The organism is Actinomadura chibensis NBRC 106107 (genome assembly GCF_001552135.1).
GTDB lineage: Bacteria > Actinomycetota > Actinomycetes > Streptosporangiales > Streptosporangiaceae > Spirillospora > Spirillospora chibensis.
Genome location: NZ_BCQP01000024.1, coordinates 94,892 through 116,203, shown reverse-complemented (window position 1 = coordinate 116,203; position 21,312 = coordinate 94,892). Strand labels below are relative to the sequence as shown.

The 21,312-nt window shown below is 73.6% G+C and carries 8 protein-coding genes; all 8 read left to right on the top strand.

The window, feature by feature from the left end; all coding sequences use genetic code 11:
- Window positions 1-65: 65 nt before the first annotated feature.
- Window positions 66-416 carry a hypothetical protein gene (locus ACH01S_RS14140; protein ID WP_067890639.1) on the top strand — a complete coding sequence of 117 codons (351 nt, stop codon included), beginning with the start codon at window positions 66-68 and terminating at the stop codon, window positions 414-416.
- Window positions 413-1,012, top strand: a complete 600-nt coding sequence (locus tag ACH01S_RS14135) for an ABC transporter ATP-binding protein (RefSeq protein WP_083980668.1) — start codon at window positions 413-415, stop codon at window positions 1,010-1,012. The genes ACH01S_RS14140 and ACH01S_RS14135 overlap by 4 nt, the downstream gene beginning before the upstream one ends.
- On the top strand, window positions 1,009-1,707 hold the full coding sequence (locus ACH01S_RS14130; protein ID WP_067890637.1) for a hypothetical protein: 699 nt from the start codon (window positions 1,009-1,011) through the stop codon (window positions 1,705-1,707). The genes ACH01S_RS14135 and ACH01S_RS14130 overlap by 4 nt, the downstream gene beginning before the upstream one ends.
- A 256-nt stretch (window positions 1,708-1,963) precedes the next feature.
- Window positions 1,964-3,481 (top strand): hypothetical protein, encoded by a 1,518-nt coding sequence (locus ACH01S_RS14125; RefSeq protein ID WP_067890634.1) that lies wholly within the window; start codon window positions 1,964-1,966, stop codon window positions 3,479-3,481.
- Window positions 3,468-4,112, top strand: coding sequence for an NUDIX hydrolase (locus ACH01S_RS14120; protein WP_218010252.1), 645 nt, complete (start codon window positions 3,468-3,470; stop codon window positions 4,110-4,112). Before ACH01S_RS14125 ends, ACH01S_RS14120 begins: the two co-directional genes overlap by 14 nt.
- A 90-nt stretch (window positions 4,113-4,202) precedes the next feature.
- Window positions 4,203-5,036 carry a metallophosphoesterase family protein gene (locus ACH01S_RS14115; protein ID WP_067890890.1) on the top strand — a complete coding sequence of 278 codons (834 nt, stop codon included), beginning with the start codon at window positions 4,203-4,205 and terminating at the stop codon, window positions 5,034-5,036.
- The gene (locus ACH01S_RS14110) at window positions 5,036-5,665 is read left to right on the top strand and encodes a 4'-phosphopantetheinyl transferase family protein (protein WP_246236781.1); all 630 of its coding nucleotides are present in this window, start codon (window positions 5,036-5,038) and stop codon (window positions 5,663-5,665) included. Before ACH01S_RS14115 ends, ACH01S_RS14110 begins: the two co-directional genes overlap by 1 nt.
- A gap of 171 nt (window positions 5,666-5,836) precedes the next feature.
- On the top strand, window positions 5,837-21,307 hold the full coding sequence (locus ACH01S_RS45945; RefSeq protein ID WP_083980686.1) for a type I polyketide synthase: 15,471 nt from the start codon (window positions 5,837-5,839) through the stop codon (window positions 21,305-21,307).
- The last annotated feature ends 5 nt before the right edge of the window (window positions 21,308-21,312 follow it).

The following is a 21,312-nucleotide window of genomic DNA, read 5'->3' as shown; positions in this document are numbered from 1 at the left end:
CCATGGAAAGGCGGGTGACCGTCCGCAGTCGGCCGGGCTCCGCTCCACATCGAAGGGACGACCCCATGAACCGCTATCACCTCGGCCTCCTGCTCTGCGTCCTGTCCGCCGTCCTCGACCTCGACGGCGTCGTCGCGCTCGGCCAGAGCGACCCGCCCCCGGTCGGCGTCGCGATCGGGACGGCCACCACCGGCCTCCTCACCTGCGTGGGCGCGGTGGCGGCGTGGCGCGGACGCCGAGGCGGCGTCGTGCTCGTCGTCGCGAGCAGGCTCACCTCGGCGCTGGTGTTCGGCGTCCCCGCGTACTTCATCGGCGCGCCCGGCTGGGTCTACGCCGCGGTCGGCGCCGGGATCACGCTGACCGCCGCGGGCCTCGGCCTCACGCTGACGTCGCTGCGCCGGGCGGCGCGGGCATGAGGAGCGGGCCCGCGCTGACCGCCGCCGGCATCGGCAAGCGGTTCCGCCGCCGCGTCGTCCTGGAGCGGGCCGCGCTGAGCGTGCGTCCCGGCGAGGTGGTCGCGGTCGTCGGCGAGAACGGGACGGGCAAGACCACCCTGCTGCGCATCTGCGCGGGCCTGCTCCGCCCCGACTCGGGGCGGGTGACGCGGCACGGGCGGGTCGGCTACTGCCCGCAGGAGCCCCAGCTCATGGAGCGGCTCACCGTCCGCGACCACCTCGTCCTGTTCGGCCGGGCGGCGGGCTGGGACGCCGCCCGCGCGGTCGAGGACGGCGCCCGGATCCTCGCGGACTTCGGGCTCACCGAGCGGGAACGGGTCCAGGTGCGGCGTCTGTCGGGCGGGGGCCGGCAGAAGCTGAACCTGGCGCTGGCCCTGCTCGGCGACCCCGCCGTCCTCCTCCTGGACGAGCCCTACCAGGGCTTCGACCACGGCGCCTACGTCGACTTCTGGGAGGCGGTGAACGCGTGGCGGGACGAGCGCCGCGCCGTGGTCGTCGTCACCCACCTGCTCGCCGAGCTGTGGCGGGTCGACCGGGCGATCGAGCTGCCCGCATGAGCCGCGGGCGCCCGCGCTGGCTCGCGATCGCCGAGACGCAGGCCCGCGACCTCGCGCGCCGCTGGGTCACGCTCGGCCTGCTGTTCGGCCTGCCCGCCACCTGGTACCTCGCGGAGCGGGCGGCGGGCGCGCCGTGGGCGGTCGGCGCGGGCGCCCTCGCCATGGGCTGGACGAGCGGCGCCGCCGCGCTGTTCGCCGTCCTCGGCGGCCGCCGCGTCGACCCGCGGCTCGTCCAGGCCGGATACCGGGCGGTCGACATCGTCGCGGGCCGGTTCGCGGTCATGCTCGGCCTGACCCTGGCGATCGCGACCGCGTTCGGCGCGCTCATCGTCGGCTGCTCGCGCCCGGACCGGCCGGGCCGCCTGTTCCTCGGGCTCGCGCTCGGCGGGCTCGTCGCGGTCGCGCTCGGCTGGGCGCTCGCCGCGCTGCTGCCGCACGAGCTCGAAGCCACCCTCGTCCTGATCGGCGTCGCCGGGATCTCGCCGACCGCCCCCGGCGCGGTCGGCGCCTGGCTGCCGTTCCACGCGCTGCTGCGCCTCACCGACGTGACCGTGCCGCCGCCCGCCGTGCTGCCGCTGGTGGTCCACGGGGTCGCCTACGCCTGCGGCCTGGCCGCCGTCGCCCTGCTGGTCTGGCATCGCCGGGTGCGCCTCGTCCCCCCGGCCGGACACCCCGGCGCCCGGCCCGTCCGGTGAGCGGACGCGCATGGACGGTGCCCTATCGGCGGGCGGTATCGCGGGCCGGAGAGGACCAAAACGAAAGGCTCGGAATGGGGCCGTGACGCGGCCGGGGTAAGCGGGGAATTCGAGGTCGCGGGCGCGGTTCTCGGGCCTGGTCAGGATGGTAGGTTCGGTCTCCGCGAGTCCGATGTCGGCAGGGTGACGCGCGGCCCGTGCCACAGGACCGTCGGACGCCGTGAATCCGCAGGCCAGTCCGTGTCCGGGGGCACCCATGACCATTTCGCACGACGGCGCCGCGTCTTTCGAGCGGCTGGAGCCGTCCGCCGTTGTCAGGCACATCACGGCGATCAGCCAGTCGCTCGACAACCAGTGGCTCAGCCAGTCGCTCCTCGCCGCGGCGAGCGAGCGCGGGCGCATCACGAAGGCCATCGAAGCGGAGAACGCCCGCCAGGTCAGGACCGAGTACCTGCGCACGCTCCTCAACGCCGAAAAGGCCATCGTCAACCGCGCCTACTTCTACAACAATCCCGAGGTGTTCCGGGATTTCCTCGACCCGGACAGCCGGGACTACGAGGCCTTCCGGGGAATGGTGGAGGAAAGGACGATCATTCCGTTCCTCCTCTTCGAGGACTCGCCGGTCGTCCCGCCCGGGTTCGCCCGCCACCGGCGCGGCTGGGAGGCGTGGCTGCGCGTCGCCTCCGACGTCGAGCTGGGCTGCCTGCGCCTGTCCTGGGACACGCGGAACAACGAGCTGGCCGTGCAGCGGATGTTCCGGAAATTCCACGAGTACTTCCAGAACCTCAACCAGATGGAGCCCGCCGGCCTCAAACGCGACTTCGGCCTGGACGACGACGGCGCGCGCGCCCTCTCCGACCGGCTCACCCAGGTCGGGAACCTGGTCTTCGAAAAAGGCAACCAGCGCGAGCGGGTGACCCGCGAGTTCCTTTACCAGCAGGCCGTCGCCCAAGAGGGAACGGACGTCAGCAAAAGGCTGTACCGGTGGGACGACCCGCTCGCCCTCGCCACCAAGCAGATCGTTGACCTCAAGTACAACACCAATCTCGGAGACGCCCTCCAGGTCTATTCGCTGACCCCGAGCGACTCGCTGCGCCGGTCCGCGCTCCAGGAGGACGTCCGGCTGGTCAGAGAGGGCGTCCAGGAGGTCGACGCCGCCGAATTGATTCAGCTCGTGCGGAACCTGACCTTCGAATCGGTGAACGACCTGCTGCAGGCCGTTCCCGTCATCGACGAGCTTTCCCTCGACGACGTGTGGAGGGTCCGCCGCACCGGCGCGTGGAACAAATACCGGGCGAGCATGGCGGCGCTGCTGGAACGCCCGTCGCTGGAGACGTTCGTCGACGAGGAGCGCGGCGCGCCCGCCGTGGTCGGCGCCTACCAGCGGATGATCCGGGAGGCGGAGCGCATCTCGCTCGCCCGCCGGAAGGAGGCGCGGCAGAACCGCGTCCAGGGAATCGTGCAGCTCGCCTTCGACATCGGCGCGCTCACGGTGAACGTCGTGTTCCTGCCGAACAGCTCGATCGTCTATGACGTGGTCGGCGACCTGGGCGCGCTCATCGGGCGCGGTATCGTCAACGTGGCGGTGCGGATCGGCGTCGGCCGGCTCGCCGAGTCCCGCTCCCGGGAGCGGGTCGACAACAGCGTCAAGATCCTCGAACTGCGTCTCGCCAACCCGCACAACGCCGCCCTGGAACTGATCAAGAACCTCGCGAACCACCCCGAATGGAGTTCGCCCCGCAATGGCAGGGACCTCAGCGGTGCCGACGAGTGACGACGACCCGTACGAGCGGCTCCGCCGGGAGCGGCCGGCCCTGTTCGCCAACCCGCCCGGGGCGGGCTACGAGATCCTGCCGGCGGCGGACGCCGCGCCCGAGCGCGGACCGTACGGAGTGCAGTACCAGGATTCGTTCGTCACGCTCGTCCGCGACCCGGTGCGGTTCCCGAACGGCGGGACCGGCGGCTACATCCGGCTGCTCGAAAGGGCGGAGAACGGCGGCGCGGCGGTCCTTCCCCTCATCGGGGAGCGGGCCGTCCTGATCCGCCACTTCCGCCACGCCACGCGCGACTGGCACTGGGAGATCCCGCGCGGGTTCTCCGACCCGGGGGAGATGCCGGAGCAGACGGCCCACCGCGAGCTGGTCGAGGAGCTCGGCGTCGAGCCGCAGGGGCTGAGGCGCCTCGGCGTGATCCATGTCGACACCGGGATCAGCGCGATGGGGACGACCCTGTACGCCACGACGCTCGCGGGCCTCGCGCCGCACGACACGCGGGACGAGGCCATCACCGAACGCGGCCGGTTCACGGCGGGCGAGATCGACGCAATGCTGGCGGACGGCGAGCTCACCGACTCGTTCACGATGGCGGCCGTCCTGCACGCCCGCAGGCTCGGCCTGCTCCCGTAGCCGGGCTAGGGGGCGGGTCAGACCCGGGTAGGGGTCGCCGCCCCTTTTCTGGGGTTTGCGGGAGAATTCCCGGCGCGTAGCGTGCTGCGCATGAGCGGATCGCTGTGGGCCGTCAGCGATCTCCACGTGGCGTTCGAGGAGAACCGGGATCTTGTCGAGCGGCTGCGGCCGGAGTCGCCGGACGATTGGCTGCTGGTGGCCGGGGACGTCGGAGAATACGCCGCCGACGTGGAATGGGCGCTCGGGGTCCTGAGCGAACGTTTCGACACGGTGATCTGGACGCCGGGCAACCACGAGCTCTGGACTCCGCGCGACGACCCGGTACAACTCCGCGGCGAGCGGCGCTACCGGCATCTGGTGGACATCTGCCGGCGGCTGGGCGTGACGACCCCCGAAGACCCATATCTCGTCTGGCGCGGAGCGGGCGGGCCGGTGACCATTGTCCCGCTGTTCCTGCTTTATGACTACAGCTTTCGCCCGCCCGGCGCCGCGTCGAAAGCCCAGGCCCTGGCGATCGCGAACGACGCGGGTGTTCTGTGCACCGATGAAATACTTCTGCACCCCGAGCCCTATCGGAACGTCGACGACTGGTGCGCGGCCCGGATCGAGCTGACCGAAAGGCGGCTCGCCGTCCGGGACACCGCTTTTCCCACGGTCCTGGTCAACCATTTCCCGCTCGTCCGCGAGCCGACCAGGATCCTGCGCCATCCGGAGTTCGCGCTGTGGTGCGGAACCGACCGCACGGCCGACTGGCACAAGAAATACGACGCCGCCGCCGTGGTGTACGGACATCTGCACATCCCGCGCACCCTGTGGCAGGACGGCGTGCGTTTCGAGGAGGTATCCGTGGGTTATCCGCGTGAATGGCGGCCGCGCGGCGGCCCGGTGGGGCTGAAGCGGGTCTTCCCGGGCGCGCGGACCTGATGGAGAAGATCCTGCCTCCGGCCGTGAAGGTCGTGGAGGCGTTCGGGGACCCGCCCGAGGCGCGCCTGCTGCCCGCCGAGGAGGCCGTGGTCAGCCAGGCCGTGGACAAGCGGCGCAGGGAGTTCGGAACCGCCCGGTGGTGCGCCCGCCGGGCCATGGCCGAACTCGGCGTCCCGCCGGCGCCGATCCTGCCGGGCGAGCGCGGCGCGCCGCGGTGGCCGGACGGCGTCGTCGGCAGCATGACCCATTGCGACGGCTACCGGGCGGCCGCCGTGGCGCGGGCGGGCGAGGTGCGGAGCATCGGCATCGACGCCGAACCGGACGCGCCGTTGCCCGGCGGCGTATTCGAGGCGATCGCGCTGCCGGAAGAGCGACTGCGCGCCGTTCCCGGCGTCCACGCGGACAGGCTGCTTTTCAGCGCGAAGGAGAGCGTCTACAAAGCGTGGTTTCCGCTGACCCGGCGCTGGCTCGATTTCGACGAGGCCGACATCGTGCTTCGTCCCGACGGGACTTTTACCGCGCGCATCCTGGCCGCGACGCGACCCGGCGAGGGCATCCCGCCGGACGGCTTCGCCGGACGCTGGACGACCGCCTCCGGCCTGCTGATGACCGCCATTGTCGTGATGTGATCGCCGCGCCCTGATCCCGCCCAATCCGCGGGCCCCGGTACCGCGAGCAGGGGTAGGGGTGGGTAAGGGTAGAGACCCCTCACCGCCGTTCGGTAACGTGCGTTTTGATTGCCCAATAGTGGCTTTATGGCGAACGTTCGCGCCTTTCCAATACTGAGTGAGGTGGCCGAGATGAGCGATGAGGAAAGACTTCTCGACTATCTCAAGCGCACGACCAAAGATCTGCGTGAGGCGCGCCGCCGCGTCACCGAACTCGAAGCGCGCGACCGGGAGCCGGTCGCGATCGTCGGAATGGCGTGCCGCTTTCCGGGCGAGGTGGCCTCGCCCGCGGAACTGTGGGAACTCGTCGCGGCCGGGCGGGACGGCGTGTCCCGTTTCCCGGGCGACCGCGGCTGGGACGCCGGGCTTTTCGACGCCACGCCGGGGCGTCCCGGCAAGAGCTATGTCGACCGGGGCGGTTTCCTGCACGGCGCGGGCGAGTTCGATCCGGCGTTCTTCGGCGTCGGCCCCAACGAGGCGCTCACGATGGACCCGCAGCAGCGCCTGCTGCTGGAGGTGTCGTGGGAGGCGCTGGAGCGGGCGGGCATCGACCCGTCGTCCCTACGCGGCAGCCCCACCGGCGTGTTCGCGGGCGTGAACTACCACGACTACGCGTTCAACAGCAGCACGGGCGCCATCGCGTCTGGCCGCATCTCCTACACGCTCGGTTTCGAGGGCCCGGCGGTGACGGTGGACACGGCGTGCTCGTCCGCGCTGGTGGCGCTGCACTGGGCCGTCCAGTCGCTGCGGTCGGGGGAGTGCTCGCTGGCGCTGGCGGGCGGCGTCACGGTGATGGCGACGCCGGACACGTTCGTCGAGTTCAGCAGGCAGCGCGGGCTCGCCGCCGACGGGCGGGTGAAGGCGTTCGCCGCCGCCGCCGACGGCACGGCCTGGGGCGAGGGCGCGGGGATGCTGCTGGTCGAGCGGCTGTCCGACGCCCGCGCGAACGGGCATCCGGTGCTGGCGATCGTGCGCGGCAGCGCGGTCAACCAGGACGGCGCGTCCAACGGCCTGACCGCGCCGAACGGTCCGGCGCAGCGCCGCGTGATCCGGCAGGCCCTCGACAACGCGCGCCTGACCGCCGACGAGATCGACGCGGTGGAGGCGCACGGCACGGGCACGACGCTCGGCGACCCGATCGAGGCGCAGGCCCTCCTCGCCACGTACGGCAGGCACCGCCCCGACGACCGGCCCCTGTGGCTGGGATCGGTCAAGTCGAACATCGGGCACACGCAGGCCGCCGCCGGGGTGGCGGGCATCATCAAGATCGTCCAGGCGATGCGGCACGGGGTCCTGCCGAAGACGCTGCACGTGGACGCGCCGACCCCGCACGTCGACTGGTCGGCGGGACGGGTCGAACTGCTCACCGAGGCGCGCGAGTGGCCGGCGGACGGGCGGCCGCGCCGCGCCGCCGTGTCGTCCTTCGGGATCAGCGGGACGAACGCGCACGTCATCATCGAGCAGGCGCCCGCCCCCGACCCCGCCGAGCGCCCGGCGGAGGCCCCGCCGGTCATCCCGTGGGTGCTGTCCGCGCGCGACGAGCCCGCGCTCCAAGACCAGATCGACAGGCTTCGCGGGCACGTCCGGGCGCGTCCCGACCTGGAAGCGCTCGACGTGGGGTACTCGCTGGCGAAGGGCCGCGCGCTGCTGGAGCACCGCGCGGTCGTGGTGGGCCGCGACCGCGACGAACTGCTGGCGGAACTGGACGCGCTCGCCGAAGGCGCCTCGGAGGGGAGCGCGCGGGGCGTCGCCGGGACGGGCCTGACCGCGTTCCTGTTCTCCGGCCAGGGATCGCAGCGTCCCGGAATGGGCCGGGAACTGCACGCCGCCTTCCCGGCGTTCGCCGAGGCGTTCGACGCGGTCTGCGCCGAGCTGGACGGGCATCTCGACCGTCCGCTGAAGGACGTCGTCTGGTCCGACCCCGAATCGCTCGACCAGACGGCGTTCACCCAGCCGGGCCTTTTCGCGGTCGAGGTCGCGCTTTTCCGGCTGCTGGAATCGTGGGGCGTCCGGCCCGACCTGCTCGCCGGGCATTCGATCGGTGAATTGGCCGCCGCGCACGTGGCGGGCGTGTTCTCCCTGGAGGACGCGGCCAGGCTGGTCGCGGCGCGGGGACGGCTGATGCAGGCGCTCCCGCCGGGCGGGGCGATGGCCGCGATCCAGGCCGCCGAGGACGACGTCGTCCCGCTGCTGGACCCGGCGCTCGCCGCCATCGCCGCGATCAACGGCCCGGACTCGGTGGTCGTGTCGGGCGCGGAGAAGGCCGTGGCCGGAATCGTCGGGCATTTCGCCGCGCTCGGCCGCCGGACGGCCCGGCTGCGCGTCTCGCACGCCTTCCACTCCCCGCTGATGGACCCGATCCTCGCCGAATTCGAAGAGGTGGCCGAGGGCATCTCCTACGGCGCTCCCGCCATTCCCGTCATCTCGAACCTGACGGGTCGGCAGGCCGACGAGATCGGGACCGCCCGGCACTGGACGCGCCACATCCGCGAGGCCGTCCGCTTCCGGGACTGCGTCCGGACGCTCCGCGAGGCCGGCGCGACCCGGTTCGTGGAGGTGGGGCCGGACGGCGTCCTCGCCGCCATGGCCGAGACCTGCCTCGACGACCCCGGCGACGGCGCGCTCGTCGTGCCCGTCCTGCGCCGCGACCGGCCGGAGGCCGCCGAGCTGGTCGCCGCGCTCGGCCGCCTCCAGGCGCGCGGCGCCGCCGTCGACTGGGAGCCGCTGCTGCGCGGCGGCTCGCACGTGGAGCTGCCCACCTACGCGTTCCAGCGCCGCCGCTACTGGCTGGAGGGCACGGGCGGGCCCGGCGACGTCGCGGCGGCCGGGCTCCGCCCCGCCGACCATCCGCTGCTCGGCGCGCGGCTGACCCTGCCGGAGACGGGCGGGGCCGTGCTGACCGGGCGGCTGTCCCCGGCGACCCGGCCGTGGCTCGCGGACCACGTGGTCGGCGGCGCGGTGCTGCTGCCCGGGACCGCGTTCGTGGAGCTCGCCGTCCAGGCCGGTGACCACGTCGGCTGCGACACGGTGGAGGAGCTGACGCTCCAGGCGCCGCTCGTCCTGCCCGCGCGGGGCGGCGTGGCCGTCCAGGTGGTGGTGGACGGCCCCGATGACGCGGGCCGCCGCCGGGTCGGCGTCTACTCGCGGGCGGGCGAGGACGAGATCTGGGAGCGGCACGCGGACGGCCTCCTCGCGCCGGGCGCGGCGGAACCGGACTTCGACCTCGCCGCGTGGCCGCCACAGGGGGCGGTCCCCGTCCCGGTGGACGACGCCTACGAGCGCCTCGCGGAAGCCGGCTACGACTACGGCCCCGTGTTCCAGGGCCTGCGGGCCGTGTGGCGGCGCGGCGGCGAGCTGTTCGCCGAGGTCGCGCTGCCCGAGGACGCCTGGGACGACGCCGCCCGCTTCGGCCTGCACCCGGCCGTGCTGGACGCCGTCCTGCACGCGGGCGCGGTGTCCCGCGACGGCGACGGCGACCTCGTCCTGCCGTTCGCGTGGACCGGCGTCCGCCTCTACGCGTCGGGCGTGCCGGCGCTGCGCGCGCGGCTGTCGCCCGCCGGGGACGACGGCGTCGCGCTGCGGCTCGCCGACGACTCCGGCCGCCCCGTGGCGGCGGTGGACTCCCTGATCTCGCGCCCCGTCCCGGCCGGGCGTCTCGCCGCCACCGGAGCGGACGCGGCGTCCGACTCCCTGTTCGCCCTGGAATGGATCACCGCGCCATCGACCGGGACGCCCGCCGCTGACTCCTGGGCGCTCTGGGACGACGCCCGCGACGCGGTTCCCGAGACCGTCGTCCTGTCGGTCGCGGCGGCCGAGCCGCGCGACGCGGCGCAGCGCGCGCTGACGGCCGTGCGGTCGTGGCTGACGGACGAGCGGTTCGCGGCGTCGTCGCTGGTCGTCGTCACGTCGGGCGCGGTGTCCGTGGCCGGCGAGGACGTCACCGATCTCGGCGCGGCGGCGGTGTGGGGCCTCGTCCGCACGGCCCAGTCCGAGGACCCGGGCCGCGTCGTGCTGGTCGACACCGACGACCCGGACGACGTCGCCGCCGCCGTCGCGCACGCGTCCGGCGAGCCGCAGGTCGCGGTGCGGGGCGGGACGGCGTACGTCCCCCGCCTCACCCGGACGTCCGCCGCCCCCGAGACCGGCGCCGACGAGCCGTTCGGCACGGGCACCGTGCTGGTCACCGGCGGGACGGGCGGCCTCGGCGCGCTCGTCGCCCGCCACCTCGCCGCCGTGCACGGCGTGCGGCGGCTGCTGCTCGCGAGCCGGCGCGGCGCGGACGCGCCGGGCGCCGCCGGGCTGCTCGCCGACCTCGCCGGACTGGGCGCCGAGGCCGAGGCCGTGGCCTGCGACGTCGGCGACCGGGCGGCCCTCGCCGCGATGCTCGACGGCCGCCGGCTGTCGGCGGTCGTGCACGCGGCGGGCGTGCTGGACGACGGCGTCCTCGCGTCGCTGACCCCGGAGCGGCTGGACGCGGTGCTCGCCCCGAAGGCCCTCGGCGCGTGGCACCTGCACGAGCTGACCCGCGACATGGACCTGTCGGCGTTCGTCGTGTTCTCCTCCGCCGCGGGCATCCTCGGCTCGGCCGGGCAGGGCAACTACGCGACCGCGAACGCGTTCCTGGACGGGCTCGTCCAGCATCGGCGCGCGCTCGGCCTGCCGGGCCTGTCGCTGGCGTGGGGGCTGTGGAACTCGGCGGCGGGGATGGGCGGCGCGCTGGACGCGGACGACGTCCGCCGCATCGCGCGGTTCGGCGTCCGCCCGCTGACGGTCGAGCAGGGCCTCGCGCTCTTCGACGCCGCCGCCGGACGGCGCGAGCCGCTGCTCGTGCCGATCGCGCTGGACCCGGCCGTCCTCGCCGGGGACCCCGACGAGCTCCCGCCGCTGCTCGGCGGCCTCGCGCGCCGCCGCCGCCGGACCTCGGGCGGCGGGGCGGGCGCGGCCGGGGTGCTGCGCGAACGCCTCGCGGTCCTCCCGGAGGACGAGCGGAGCGCGGCGGTGCTGGAGATCGTCCGCGCGCAGGCCGCGTCCGTGCTCGGGTTCGACGGCCCGGACGCGGTGGGCGCGGAGCGCGCGTTCCGCGACCTCGGCTTCGACTCGCTGTCCGCGGTGGAGCTGCGGAGCAGGGTGAGCCGGGTGACCGGCCTGCGGCTGCCCGCGACGCTCGTGTTCGACTACCCGACGCCGGTCGTGCTGGCCCGCCACCTCGCGGACGAGATCTCCGGCGCGCGGCGGGCCGTGCCGGTCGCGGCGTCCGCCGTCCGCCCGGCGGTGGACGACGACCCGATCGCGATCGTCGGGATGGCGTGCCGCTACCCCGGCGGCGTCGGCACGCCCGAGGCGCTGTGGGAGCTGGTCGCGGCGGGCGCGGACGGCATCACGCGGTTCCCCGCCGACCGGGGCTGGAACATCGACCGCATCCACGACCCCGAGGGCCTGCGCCCCGGCACCAGCTATGTCGACTCCGGCGGTTTCCTGCACGACGCGGCGGGCTTCGACCCGGGCTTCTTCGGCATCGGACCGAACGAGGCCCGCGTCATGGACCCGCAGCAGCGCCTGCTGCTGGAGGTCTCCTGGGAGGCGCTTGAGCGCGCGGGAATCGACCCTTCGTCGCTGCGCGGAACCCGGACCGGTGTTTTCGCCGGGATGATGTACCACGATTACGCGCACAACAGCAATTCGGGTTCGGTGGCGTCCGGGCGCATCTCCTACACGTTCGGGCTTGAGGGCCCGGCGGTGACCGTCGACACGGCGTGCTCGTCCTCGCTGGTCGCCCTCCACCTGGCGGTGCAGGCGCTGCGGTCGGGGGAGTGCTCGCTCGCGCTGGCCGGGGGCGTCGCGGTGATGGCCGCGCCGGACGTGTTCGTCGAGTTCAGCGAGCAGCGCGGGCTGGCGCGGGACGGCCGCGCGAAGTCGTTCGCCGCCGCCGCGGACGGGACCGCCTGGGGCGAGGGCGCGGGAATGCTCCTGGTGGAGCGCCTTTCCGACGCCCGCTCCAACGGCCATCCGGTATTGGCCGTCGTGCGCGGTTCGGCCGTCAACCAGGACGGCGCCTCGAACGGCCTGACGGCGCCGAACGGCCCGTCGCAGCAACGGGTGATCCTGCAGGCGCTCGCCAATGCCGGGTTGGGCGTCGGCGACGTGGACGCGGTCGAGGCGCATGGCACCGGCACGACGCTGGGCGACCCCATCGAGGCGCAGGCGCTGCTCGCGACCTACGGGCAGGGCCGTCCGGACGACCGGCCGCTGTGGCTCGGGTCGATCAAGTCGAACATCGGGCACACGCAGGCCGCCGCCGGAGTGGCGGGGATCATCAAGATGATCGAGGCGATGCGGCACGGCGTGCTGCCGAAGACGCTGCACGTGGACGAGCCGACCCCGCACGTCGACTGGTCGGCGGGGCGCGTCGAACTGCTGACCGAGGCGCGGGAATGGCCGCGGAACGGTCACCCGCGCCGGGCGGGGATCTCGTCGTTCGGGATCAGCGGCACCAACGCGCACGTGGTCATCGAGGCGCCCCCCGCGGGCGGCGAGGACGCGCCCCCGGTGATGGAGGCGCCGCCGGTCGTCCCGTGGGTCGTCAGCGGGCGCGACGAGGGCGGCCTCCGCGCCCAGTGCGAGCGGCTCCACGACCACGTCCTGGCGCGCCCGGACGCCGACCCCGCCGAGATCGGCCACGCGCTCGTCGCGTCGCGGGCCCTGCTGGAGCACCGCGCCGTCGCGGTCGGCCGCGACCGCGCCGAACTGCTCGCGGCGCTGGACACGCTGATCGGCGGCGAGCCGGGCCCGGACGCCGCGCGCGGTGTCGCGGCGTCCGGAGCGACGGCGTTCCTCTTCTCGGGGCAGGGCTCGCAGCGCGCCGGAATGGGACGGGAGTCGCATGAGGCGTTCCCGGTGTTCGCCGAAGCCTTCGACGCGGCCTGCGCCGAATTCGACCGGCATCTCGACCGTCCGCTGCGCGACGTCCTCTGGTCGGACGCGGCCCTTCTCGACCGGACGGAGTTCGCCCAGCCGGGCCTTTTCGCCGTCGAGGTCGCGCTTTTCCGGTTGCTGGAATCGTGGGGCGTGCGGCCGGACTTCCTCGCCGGTCACTCGATCGGCGAACTGGCGGCCGCGCACGTGGCGGGCGTGCTCTCCCTGGAGGACGCGGCGCGGCTGGTCGCGGCGCGCGGCAGGCTGATGCAGGCGCTTCCGGCCGGGGGCGCGATGGCGGCCGTGCAGGCGGCCGAGGACGAGGTCGTCCCGCTGGTCGACGGCCGGGACGTCGGAATCGCGGCGGTGAACGGCCCCCAGGCCATCGTCGTATCCGGAGCCGAACGCGACGTCGCCCGAATTGTCGAGCACTTCACGGAACTGGGACGCAGGACGACGCGGCTGCGCGTCTCGCACGCGTTCCATTCTCCGCTGATGGACCCGATGCTCGACGAGTTCCGGGAGGTCGCCGAAAGCGTCCGCTATGGCGCGCCCGCCATTCCGGTGGTCCCGAACGTCCTCGGCGCGGAGGCGGCGAACCTCGGGACGGCCGAGTACTGGGTGCGGCACGTCCGCGACACCGTCCGCTTCCACGACGGCGTCCGGACGCTGCGCGACGCGGGCGTGAACCGGTTCGTGGAACTGGGCCCGGACGGCGTGCTGGCGGGATTGGTCCGAGCGGCGCTGGACGACGCGTCCGGCGGCGCCGTCGTCACGCCCGTCCTGCGCGCCGACCGTCCCGAACCCGTCACCGCCGTCGCCGCGGCCGGACGCCTGCACGCGCACGGCGTCCACGTCGGATGGCGGGCGCTCTTCGGCGACCGCCCCGCCGCCGTCCCGGCGGAGCTGCCGACGTACGCGTTCCAGCGGCGGCGGTACTGGGTGGAGGGCCAGGGCGACGGCGCGGACCTGTCCGGGACGGGCCTCGCGCCCGCCGACCACCCCCTCCTCGGCGCCGTGGTCACGCTGCCGGACTCGGGCGGCGCCGTCCTGACCGGGCGGCTGTCGGTCGGCACGCGGCCGTGGCTCGCCGACCACAGGGTGCTCGGACACGTGCTGTTCCCGGGCGCGGGCCTGGTGGAGCTGGCGATCCGGGCCGGGGACCAGCTCGGCTGCGGCACGCTGGAGGAGCTGACCCTGCACGCCCCGCTGCCGCTGCCCGCGCACGGCGGCGTCACCGTCCAGGTCGTGGTGGAGGACGCCGACGAGACGGGCCGCCGCGCGGTCGGCGTCCACTCGCGCCCGGCCGAGGGCCCGGACGACCGGCCGTGGACCCGGCACGCCACCGGTGTACTCGCCCCCGACGACCCGGCGCCCGCGTTCGACCTCGCCGTATGGCCGCCCGAGGGCGCCGAGCCCCTCCCGCTGGACGGCGCGTACGAGTCGCTGGCCGACGCGGGCTACGAATACGGCCCGGTCTTCCAGGGGCTGCGCGCCGCGTGGCGGCGCGGGGACGAACTGTTCGCCGAGGCGACGCTGCCCGAGGACGCCTGGGGCGAGGCCACCGGGTTCGGGCTGCACCCCGCGCTGCTGGACGCCGTCCTGCACACCGGTCTGGTCGCCGCGCCCGAGGGCGACCCGCGCGGGACCGTGCTGCCGTTCGCGTGGAGCGGGGTGCGGCTGGCCGCGTCGGGCGCGCGGTCCGTCCGGGCCCGGCTGGCCCCGGCCGGGGCGGACGCGGTCGCTCTGCGCCTGGCCGACGGGGACGGGCGGCCGGTGATGTCCGTCGAGTCCTTGCGGTCGCGGCCGGTGCCTTCGGAGAGCCTCGCCGGGACGGCCGCCGGAGCGGGCGCGCCTGATTCGCTTTATCGGCTGGAATGGCGCCCGGTCGTTTCTTCTTCCGAGTCGGCTCCGAAATGGGCGCTCTGGGACGCGGAAACGGGCGAGGCGCCGGAACTCGTCGTCCTTCGTGCCGGGGGCGGTGACCCGGTCGACGCGGTCGGCCGCGCGCTCGCCGACGTCCAGGCGTGGCTGGCCGACGAGCGGTTCGCGGAGTCGCGGCTGCTGGTCGTCACCTCCGGCGCCATGTCCGTGGCCGGGGAGGACGTCACCGACCTGGCGGGCGCGGCGGTGTGGGGGCTGGTCCGGTCGGCACAGTCGGAGCACCCGGACCGCGTCCTGCTCGCGGACGCGGACGACCTCTCCGACCTGGGCGGCGTGGTGGCGGCGGCCGTGTCCGCCGCCGGGGCCGGGGAGCCGCAGCTCGTGATCCGCTCCGGGACCGGGCATGCGCCGCGCCTCCTGCGCGGCGGCCGTGCGCCCGAGCGGGCGCCGGAGCTGCGCGGACCCGTGCTGATCACCGGCGGGACGGGCGGGCTCGGCGCGCTCGTGGCACGCCACCTGGTGGCCGAGCACGGCGTCCGGAGCCTGCTGCTGACGAGCCGGCGGGGCGCGTCCGCGCCGGGCGCGGCGGAACTGTCGGCCGCGCTCGCGGAGCTGGGCGCGGAGGTCGAGGTCGCGGCCTGCGACGTCGCCGACCGGGACGCCGTCGCCGCCCTGCTGGACGGCCGCGACCTCGGCGCGGTGATCCACGCGGCGGGGCTCCTCGACGACGGCGTGATCTCGTCCCTGACCCCGGAGCGGCTGCGCGCCGTCCTCGCGCCCAAGGCCCTCGGCGCCCGGCACCTCCACGAACTGACCCGCGACATGGACCTCGCGGAGTTCGTCGTGTTCTCCTCGGCGGGCGGGGTGATGGGCGCGCCCGGGCAGGGCAACTACGCCGCCGCGAACGCGTTCGTGGACGGGCTCGTCCAGCACCGCCGGGCGCACGGGCTGCCCGGACGGTCGCTGGCGTGGGGCCTGTGGGCGTCCGGCACCGGGATGTCCGGACGGCTCGAGGAGGGCGAGATCAGGCGGATGGCCCGGTCCGGGGTGCGCCCGCTGAGCGTGGAGCGGGGGCTCGCGCTGTTCGACGCGGCACTGGGCGCCGACGACGCCCTGGTCGTCCCGATCGGGTTGGAACCGGCGGCGCTGGCCGCGGCCGGTGACGCGCTGCCGCCGATGCTGCGCGGCCTCGCCGGGCGTCCGCGCCAGGCCGCGAAGGCGGGCACGGGCGGCACGGGCACGGCGGGCGCGCTGCGGGCCCGGCTCGGCGCGTTGCCGGAGGCGGAGCGGCTCCAGGCGATGCTGGAGATCGTGCGCGCCCACGCGGCGTCGGTGCTCGGACACGACGACCCGCGCACGGTCGAGCCCGAGCGCGCGTTCCGCGACCTGGGCTTCGACTCGCTGTCGGCGGTGGAGCAGCGCAACCGGCTGAACCAGGTGACCGGGCTGCGACTGCCCGCGACATTGGTGTTCGACTATCCGACGCCGGTCGTGCTGGCCCGGTACCTGGTCGATGAGGTGATGGGCGCTTCGTCGTCGGCGTCGGCGGGTGCGGTCGTCGCGGCGCGCGCTCCGGTGGACGACGAACCGATCGCCATCATCGGAATGGCGTGCCGGTATCCCGGCGACGTCACCACACCGGACGGCCTGTGGAAGCTGGTCCTGGACGGCCGTGACGGGATCTCGGCCTTCCCGTCCGATCGCGGGTGGAATGTCGATCGCCTTTACGACCCCGAAGGGGGACGTCCGCATACGAGCTATGTGAACGCGGGGGGCTTCCTCTACGACGCGGCGGAATTCGATCCGGGATTCTTCGGCATCAGCCCGAACGAGGCGTGGATCATGGACCCGCAGCAGCGGTTGCTGCTGGAGGTGTCGTGGGAGGCGCTTGAGCGGGCGGGGATCGACCCTTCTTCACTGCGGGGGAGTTCCACCGGTGTATTCGCCGGGGTCATGTACCACGACTACGCGCACAACAGCAATTCCGGAGCCGTCGCCTCGGGCCGGATCTCCTACACGTTCGGGTTCGAGGGCCCGGCCGTGACGGTGGACACGGCGTGTTCGTCGTCGTTGGTTGCCTTGCATTGGGCGGCGCAGGCGTTGCGGTCGGGGGAATGCTCGCTGGCTTTGGCCGGTGGCGTCGCGGTCATGGCGTCGCCGGAGGCCTTCGTCGAATTCAGTCGGCAGCGCGGACTGGCTCCCGACGGCCGTGCGAAGTCGTTCGCCGCGTCGGCGGATGGGACGTCGTGGGGTGAGGGTGCGGGGATGTTGTTGGTCGAGCGTCTTTCTGATGCTCGGCGTCTTGGGCATCCGGTGTTGGCGGTGGTGCGTGGTTCGGCGGTGAATCAGGATGGTGCGTCGAATGGGTTGACGGCGCCGAATGGTCCGTCGCAGCGGAGGGTGATCCGGCAGGCGTTGGCCAATGCGGGGTTGGGCGTCGGTGATGTGGACGCGGTCGAGGCGCATGGCACCGGGACGACGCTGGGCGACCCGATCGAGGCGCAGGCGTTGCTGGCGACCTATGGCCAGGACCGTCCGGAGGACCAGCCGTTGTGGCTGGGGGCGATCAAGTCGAACATCGGGCACACGCAGGCTGCTGCGGGTGTCGCGGGGATCATCAAGATGGTCCAGGCGATGCGGCACGGGGTGCTGCCCAAGACGCTGCATGTGGACGAGCCGACCCCGCACGTCGATTGGTCGACGGGAGACGTGCGGCTGCTGACCGAGACGCGGGAATGGGCGAAGAACGGTCATCCGCGCCGAGCCGGGATTTCGTCGTTCGGAATCAGCGGGACGAACGCGCACGTCATTCTCGAAGAGCCTACGGCCGTCGAGGCTGAAGCAGATGCCCCGGCGGCGGACGAGCCGACGACCGTCCCCTGGGTGATCTCCGCACGCGACGAACCGGGCCTTCGGGCCCAGGCAGAAAAACTGCGCACGCACTTGGCCGCTCGGCCGGAACTGCGCGCAGTGGACGTGGCCTTCTCCCTGGCGACTTCGCGTGCCGTCTTGGACCGCCGCGCCGTTGTCGTGGCCGGTGACCGGGATTCCGCCCTGGAAGGGCTGGCGGCCCTCGCGGCGGGAGAACCGCATCCTGACGTGGAGTACGGCGCGACCGCTTTGGGCGGGACGGCGTTCCTTTTCTCGGGTCAGGGTTCGCAGCGTGTGGGGATGGGGCGTGAGTTGTATGCCGCGTTCCCTGCGTTCGCCGAGTCGTTCGACGCGGTGTGCGGGGAACTGGACAATCTCCTGGATCGGGCGCTGAGGGAGGTCGTCTGGTCCGAGCCTGAATTGTTGAACCAGACCGTCTTCACTCAGACGGGCTTGTTCGCGGTCGAGGTGGCGCTCTTCCGTCTTCTGGAGTCGTGGGGTGTTCGGCCCGATTTCTTGGCGGGTCATTCGATTGGTGAGTTGGCGGCTGCGCATGTGGCTGGGATGTTCTCGTTGCAGGATGCCGCGAAGCTGGTGGCGGCTCGGGGTCGGTTGATGCAGGCGCTGCCGCCTGGTGGGGCGATGGCAGCGATCCAGGCGACCGAGGACGAGATCCTTCCCCTGCTGAACGAGCGGGTCGGCGTCGCGGCGGTGAACGGGCCTGAGTCGGTCGTGGTCTCCGGTGCCGAAGATGAAGTCACCCGGGTCCTCGACCATTTCACCGGTCTGGGACGCAAGACGACCCGGCTGCGGGTCTCGCATGCGTTCCATTCGCCGCTGATAGATCCGATGCTGGACGACTTCCGTCAGGTCGCCGAATCCATCACCTTCAACGAACCCACCATTCCCGTCCTGGGTGCGCAGCCGGACGCCGAATACTGGGTGCGGCACGTCCGCGAAGCCGTCCGATTCCATGACGCCGTTATCGATCTCCACGACCAGGGTGTGACCCAGTTCTTGGAGATCGGCCCGGACGGTGTTCTGACGGCGATGGTGCGCGGCGGCGTGGAGGATGCGGTCGTCGCGCCCGTCCTCCGCCGGGATCGTCCAGAAGCCAAGCAGTTGTTGACGGCCCTGGGCCGAATCCACGCGTACGGCACGGACGTCGACTGGCCCGCGATGTTCGCCGACCACACCGCCCGCCTGGTCGAACTCCCCACCTACGCGTTCCAGCGCGAGCGGTTCTGGCTGGTGGCTCCGCAGGCCGGTGGGGACGCCGAGTCGATGGGCCTGGGATCGGCGGATCACCCCTTGCTCAGCGCGGTGGTGACCTCGCCCGAGTCCGACGGAGTGGTGCTGTCGGGTCGCCTGTCGGTGCACACGCAACCTTGGCTGGCCGACCATGCCGTTGGCGGGGTGGTGCTCTTCCCCGGCACCGGATTCGTGGAATTGGCCGTCCGCGCGGGCGACCAGGTCGGCTGCGGCCGGATCGACGAACTCACCCTCGAACAGCCACTCGTCCTGCCCCCAGACGGTCACACGCTCGTGCAGGTCGTCGTCGGTGCGGCGGACCAGGAAGACCGGCGCACGGTCACCGTCTATTCCCGCACCGGCACGGAAATGCCGTGGACGCGTCACGCGGCGGGGCAGATGTCCGCCGCCGAAACCGAGCCCGAATTCGAGTTGCGGCAATGGCCGCCCGTGGACGCCGTCCCCCTCGAACCCGATGGCCTCTACGCCGACATGGCCATGGCGGGACTGGAATACGGACCGGTGTTCCAGGGCCTCACCGCGGCATGGCGGCGCGGCGACGAACTGTTCGCCGAAGTCGCCCTGCCCGGAACGGAGACCGCGGACGGATTCGCGCTGCACCCGGCCCTCCTGGACGCGGGCCTGCACGCGATCGCGCTGGGCGGAACGGCCGGTGACGGCCCGTCCCTGCCCTTCGCGTGGTCGGGCGTGGAACTGTTCGCGACGGGGGCGACCTCCTTGCGGGTGCGGATCGTCCAGACACCGGGCGGGGCCGTGTCCTTGCAGGTCGCCGACGTGGCCGGACGTCCCGTCGCGGCCGTCGGATCGCTCGCGCTGCGGGAGGTCTCGGCGGAGCAGTTGTCGGCCGCGAGCGGTCCAGGCTTCCACGAATCGCTGTTCCAGCCGGAATGGTCGCCGATCCCGCTCGCCTCCTCCAGCGATCCGACCTGGGCGCGGTGGGACGAGTTGGGCGACGCCGATCCGGTTCCGGACGTCGTCGTCCTCACCGTGCCGAGTGGGACGGACGCCGCCGCCGTCCACCGCTCCGCGCGGGAAGTGCTGGCCGCGCTCCAAGCGTGGCTGGGCGAGGGCCGGTTCGCCGCGTCCACCCTGATGGTCGCGACGTCCGGCGCGGTGTCCGTGGACGGCGAGGACGTGACCGACCTCGCGGGCGCGGCCGTGTGGGGCCTGGTCAGGTCGGCGCAGTCGGAGGACCCGGGACGGATCGTCCTGGCCGACCTCGACGACCCGCACAACATGACCGCCGCGATGGGCGCCAAGGAGCCGCAGGTGGCGATCCGCGGGGACACGGCGTTCGCCATGCGGCTCGCGCGCGTGTCCGCCCAACCAGCGGAGCCGAGGCCCCTCCCCGCCGACGGGACGGTCCTGGTGACCGGTGCGCTGGGTGCGTTGGGCGCGGTGGTGGCGCGGCATCTGGTGGCCGAGCGCGGTGTGCGGAGTCTGCTGCTGACCAGTCGCCGTGGCGCGGACGCGCCGGGGGCGGCGGAGTTGCGCGACGAGTTGTCCGAGCTGGGCGCGAGCGTTGAGCTGGCGGCGTGCGACATGGCCGACCGCGACGCGGTGGCCGCCCTGCTGGAGGGGCGCTCCCTGTCGGGCGTCGTCCACGTGGCGGGAGTCCTGGACGACGGCGTGATCGCCTCGCTGACGCCCGAACGGCTCGACGGCGTCCTCCGCCCCAAGGTGGACGCCGCCTGGAACCTGCACGAGCTGACCCGCGACATGGACCTGGCGGCGTTCGTGCTCTTCTCCTCCGCCGCCGGTGTGCTCGGCACTCCCGGCCAGGGCAACTACGCCGCCGCGAACACCTTCCTGGACGCACTCGCCGTCCACCGCCGGGCGAACGGCCTGCCCGCCCAGTCGCTCGCCTGGGGCCCCTGGATCACGGGCGGCGCCGGGATGGCGGACGGCGCGGACGGTTCCGGCGCCCAGCGCACGGCCCGATCCGGCGTGGACGGAATGGACGTCGAGGAAGGGCTGGCGCTGCTCGACACGGCGACCGCGCTCGGCGCCCCCGTCCTCGTGCCGATCCACCTCGACCTCAAGGCGCTCGCCGCGGCGGACGGCGAGCCGCACCACCTGTTCAGGGGACTGATCGGCAGGACGGCCCGGCGGGTCGTCGACGCCGACGCGGGCGCGGCCGAGGCGCTGGCGCGGCGCCTCGCCGGGTTCGCCCCGGCGGAGCGGGAGGACGCGCTGCTGGAGGTCGTCCGCGGGCACGCGGCGGCCGTCCTCGGGCACGGCGGGCAGGGCGCGATCGAACCGGAACGAGCCTTCAAGGAGCTCGGATTCGACTCCCTCAGCGCCGTCGAACTCCGCAACAGCCTGAATGCGGTAACCGGGCTGCGCCTCCCGGCGACGCTGGTGTTCGACTATCCGAACGCCCGCGTCCTCGCCGCCCACATCGCCGCCGAAATGGTTCCGGAAAAGGACGGCGGCGATTCCGACGAGGAGGCGGTCCGCGGCCTGCTGCGGGCCGTTCCGCTGAGCCGCCTGCGGGACGCGGGCCTGCTGGACAGCCTCCTCGAACTCGCCGGCGCGACCGGCCGCGGCGAGGCCGCGGACGGCGGCGCGGAGCGGGACTCGATCGATGCGATGGACGCCGAAAGCCTGATCAGCATGGCGCTCGACGGCGCGACCCTCGACGACACGACGCGGGAAGAGTGAACGAC

Coding starts and splice junctions, on each gene's coding strand:
- ACH01S_RS14130 (WP_067890637.1), top strand. CDS start 1,009: ATGAGCCGCGGGCGCCCGCGCTGGCTCGCGATCGCCGAGACGCAGGCC.
- ACH01S_RS14135 (WP_083980668.1), top strand. CDS start 413: ATGAGGAGCGGGCCCGCGCTGACCGCCGCCGGCATCGGCAAGCGGTTC.
- ACH01S_RS45945 (WP_083980686.1), top strand. CDS start 5,837: ATGAGCGATGAGGAAAGACTTCTCGACTATCTCAAGCGCACGACCAAA.
- ACH01S_RS14140 (WP_067890639.1), top strand. CDS start 66: ATGAACCGCTATCACCTCGGCCTCCTGCTCTGCGTCCTGTCCGCCGTC.
- ACH01S_RS14110 (WP_246236781.1), top strand. CDS start 5,036: ATGGAGAAGATCCTGCCTCCGGCCGTGAAGGTCGTGGAGGCGTTCGGG.
- ACH01S_RS14125 (WP_067890634.1), top strand. CDS start 1,964: ATGACCATTTCGCACGACGGCGCCGCGTCTTTCGAGCGGCTGGAGCCG.
- ACH01S_RS14115 (WP_067890890.1), top strand. CDS start 4,203: ATGAGCGGATCGCTGTGGGCCGTCAGCGATCTCCACGTGGCGTTCGAG.